The following is a 4,424-nucleotide window of genomic DNA, read 5'->3' as shown; positions in this document are numbered from 1 at the left end:
GACGAGCGCGACAAAGCGCGCATGAGCCGAATCGGGCTCGCCCCCATGGCAACCGAGCAGGCACTGCGCCTGTTCGACACCGCGATGCTGGCCGAACGCCCGGTGCTGGTCGCCGCGCGCATCGATCCCGCCGCGTTGGCCGACAACGGCGCAACACTGCCCCCGCTGCTCAGTCAGCTCGTCGCCCGCCCCATCCGGCGTGTCATCGACGAGACCGACACCACCGCCGCCTCGACGACCAGCCTCGTCGCCCGCTTGCAGGGTCTGTCCGCTGAACAGCGGCACAGCGAACTGGTCGACCTGGTCAGCCGCAACGCCGCCACCGTGCTGGGCCGTCCCAATGCCGGAGACATCAACGCGGGCAGCGTCTTCCAGGACCTCGGGTTCGACTCGCTGACCGCTGTCGAACTGCGTAACCGGCTTAAAACAGCCACCGGACTGACCCTTTCGCCGACCCTGATCTTCGACTACCCGACACCGATCGTCCTGGCCGAACACCTCGACACCCGGCTGGTGGTTCCTCATGCTCCGGACTCCGCCGGGCAGCCCGACCTGATGGCCCGTCTCGCACGTTTCAATGACATCACCCGGGAGCTGCAAACGCTGCTGAACCAACCCGATTGGCAGCCAGAAGACAAGCCGCACTTGACCACCCGCATCCAGACGTTGCTGACCACCCTCAGCGCCCACCTGGATCCACACGACCAGCGGGAAGGCGACGACGAGGACATCCACACTGCCAGCGAGAGCGAACTGTTCGCGATCCTCGACGAAGAACTCGGATTGTAAGACGCCAAGGAGCGCCCGTGTCGGACACCGACAAACATCTTGATTACCTGAAGCGGCTGACCGCCGATCTGCGGCGCACCCGGCGCCGGGTGGCCGAACTGGAGGGCAAGCTGTCCGAGCCGGTTGCGGTGGTCGGGATGGCGTGCCGGTATCCGGGTGGAGTGGATTCGCCGGAAGCATTGTGGGACATGGTGGTTGAGGGCCGTGACGCCGTGTCGGATTTTCCTCCGGACCGGGGCTGGGACGTGGCGGGGTTGTACGATCCCGACCCCGATGCCCCCGGCAAGATGTACGTGCGGCAGGGATCATTTCTCGGCGACGCCGGCGATTTTGATGCCGGGTTCTTCGGTGTCGGCCCCAGCGAGGCGCTGGCAATGGATCCACAGCAGCGCTTGATGCTGGAGCTGTCGTGGGAAGCGCTGGAGCGCGCGGGAGTCGACCCGCTGGGGTTGCGGGGCTCGGCGACGGGCGTGTTCGCCGGCGTGATCCATGCCGGTTACGGCGGGCAGGTGGAAGGCGAGCTGGAGGGCTACGGGCTCACCGGCTCGACGCTGAGCGTGACCTCCGGCCGGGTGTCGTACGTGCTGGGCCTGGAAGGCCCGGCCGTATCGGTGGACACCGCGTGCTCGTCGTCGCTGGTGGCACTGCATCTGGCCGCGCAGTCGTTGCGATCGGGGGAATGCGACTTGGCCCTGGTCGGTGGCGTCACGGTCATGGCCACCCCCGCCGCCTTCGTCGAATTCAGCCGGCAGCGAGCCTTGGCCCCCGATGGCCGCTGCAAGGTGTACGCCGGGGCCGCCGACGGCACCGCCTGGTCGGAAGGCGCCGGTGTCCTGGTGGTGGAGCGGTTGGCGGATGCACGCCGCGCCGGGCACCCGGTGTTGGCGATCGTGCGGGGCACCGCCGTCAACCAGGATGGCGCGTCCAACGGGCTGACCGCCCCTAACGGGCCCTCCCAGCAGCGCGTCATCCGCACCGCGCTGGCCAGCGCGGGCCTGACCGCGGCCGACGTCGACGTGGTCGAGGGCCACGGCACCGGAACCGTGCTGGGCGATCCGATTGAGGCGCAAGCGTTGTTGGCGACCTATGGCCAGGATCGTCCGGCGGACCGTCCGCTGTGGCTGGGGTCGATCAAATCCAACATCGGTCACACCTCGGCCGCCGCCGGCGTCGCCGGGGTCATCAAGATGATCGAGGCGATCCAGCACGGGGTGTTGCCGCAAAGCTTGCACGTGGATGTGCCTTCGCCGCATGTGGATTGGTCGTCGGGCGCCGTGTCGTTGTTGACCGAGTCGCGCGCCTGGCCGAGTGGCGACGGGCCGCGGCGGGCCGGCGTGTCGTCGTTCGGGATCAGCGGGACGAACGCCCACGTGATCATCGAGCAGGCACCGGCTGCCGAAGCCGAAGACGTTGTCGCCGAACCGGATCCGCGCGAGACGGCGTGGGTGCTGTCGGCTCGCTCCGAGCAGGCCCTGGCCAATCAGGCCAAGCGGTTGCTCGCCCACGTGGCCGGGGACGCGAAGCTGAGCCCGGTGGACGTGGGGTGGTCCCTGGTGACGACACGCGCGGTGTTCGACCATCGGGCCGTGGTGGTCGGCGCGGACCGGGACCGCCTGATCGCCGGCCTGAGCGAGCTGGCCGCTGGTGACCCGGGTGCCCGCGTCACGGCAGGGCGGGTCCGCTCGGCGGGCAAGACCGTGTTCGTGTTTCCCGGCCAAGGCTCGCAGTGGCTGGGGATGGGCCAGCAGCTTTACGAGCGCTTTCCGGAGTTCGCCCGGGCGTTCGACGAGGCGGTCGCCGCACTGGATCCGCATCTGCGGTTGCCGCTGCGGCAGGTGATCTGGGGCGAGGACGCCGAGCTGCTGCAGAGCACTGAGTTCGCGCAGTCGGCGCTGTTCGCCGTCGAGGTGGCGGTCGCGGCGTTGCTGGGGCAGTGGGGCGTGCTGCCCGACGTGGTGACCGGCCATTCCGTCGGTGAGATCACCGCGGCCTACGTCGCGGGTGTGCTGTCGCTCGCGGATGCGGCGAAAGTGGTTGCGGGGCGCGGCCGGTTGATGGCGGCGTTGCCGGCCGGGGGCGCGATGGTCGCGGTTGCCGCCGGCGAAGCCGAAGTCTTGCCGTTGCTGAGCGCGGATGTGAATATCGCGGCGATCAACGGCCCTGACGCCGTGGTGATTTCGGGCCCCGAGGCCGCGGTCACCGCGGTGTCCGACGAACTCGCCGCGCGGGGCCGGCGGGTACATCGACTGGATGTCTCGCACGCTTTCCACTCCGCGCTGATGGAGCCGATGCTCGGGGAGTTCGCGCGGCTGGTTGCCGCAGTGACACCCGCACCGCCGCGAATCGGGTTGGTGTCCAACCTGACCGGCGAATTGGCCGGGCCAGGCTACGGGTCGCCGGAGTACTGGGTCGAGCATGTGCGCCGGCCGGTCCGGTTCGCCGACGGGGTGCGCACTGCCGAGTCGTTGGGCGCCCGGGCTTTCGTGGAGGTCGGTCCGGGTCGCGGTCTTACCGCTGCCGTCGAGCAGTCGTTGACCACCGAGCAGGCGACATCGGTGGTCACAGTGGCCAAGGACCGCCCCGAAGCGGAGTCGGCACTCCAGGCGCTCGGGCAATTGTTCACGATCGGCGTCCCGGTGGACTGGGCCGCGGCGGTGGGACACGGGCACCGCGTCGACCTACCCACGTACGGCTTTGTCCGGCAACGATTCTGGCTGCCCCTCGGGGCGGTGGGTTCGGGCAATGTGAGTAGCGTTGGGCTGGCCCGCGCCGCACATCCATTGCTGGGCGCGGTGGTGGAGCGGCCCGACTCCGGCGGCGTGGTACTGACGGGCTCGTTGTCGGTGAGCGGATCGCCCTGGCTGGCCGATCACGTCGTCGACGGTGTGGTGTTGTTCCCCGGCGCCGGGTTCGTGGAGCTGGCGCTGCGGGCCGGTGACGAGGTCGGCTGCTCGGTGGTCGACGAGCTGACCTTGTTGGCGCCGTTAGTGTTGCCGCCGGGCGGCACCGCGCGCGTTCAGGTCGTCGTGGACGCCGCGGGCGAGTCGGGTTCGCATGCCGTGTGGGTGTATTCGCGTGGTGCGGCGACGGATTCGGTCTGGGTGCTGCACGCCCAAGGTGCGTTGAGTGCGGCGGCGCCCGAACCCGCCGCGGACATGTCGGTGTGGCCGCCGGTCGGGGCGTCCGTCGTCGAGACCGGCGACGTGTACGAGGTGCTCGCGGCTCGGGGCTACGACTACGGGCCCGCGTTCCGGGGTCTGCGAACCCTGTGGCGGCGCGGCCAGGAGGTCTTTGCCGAAGTGAGTGCCGGCGAGGGTGTGACCATGGGCGGCTTCGGGATTCATCCCGTGGTGCTGGATGCTGCGTTGCACGCCTGGGGGATTGCCGAAGGTGGTGATTCCACCATGCTGCCGTTCTCCTGGCAAGGAGTCTGTTTGCATGCCGCCGGGGCCTCCCGGGTCCGGGTGCGCATAGCACCGGCCGGCGCCGGCGCGGTGTCGGTGGACCTGGCCGACGGAACGGGGCTGCCGGTTTTGTCGGTGCGGGAGCTGGTGGTTCGACCGATCTCGATCGGTGCGCTGTCGGCCGCCTTGGCCGCTGCTGCCGGCGGCGGTGGTGGTCTGTACGAACCCGCA

At 69.6% G+C, this 4,424-nt stretch carries 2 protein-coding genes; both read left to right on the top strand.

All coding sequences use genetic code 11. From position 1 onward, the window contains the following. A partial coding sequence (locus AC5Y5O_RS31755; protein WP_500028724.1) for an acyl carrier protein occupies positions 1 to 789 on the top strand: 789 nt, incomplete at its 5' end. Between the two features lie 17 nt (positions 790 to 806). Further along, a partial coding sequence (locus tag AC5Y5O_RS31750) for a type I polyketide synthase (protein WP_500028723.1) occupies positions 807 to 4,424 on the top strand: 3,618 nt, incomplete at its 3' end.

It is taken from the genome of Mycobacterium sp. NGS40, from assembly GCF_059812735.1.
Note: the sequence above shows the minus strand (reverse complement) of the source record. Positions and strands in the feature narration are given on the sequence as shown.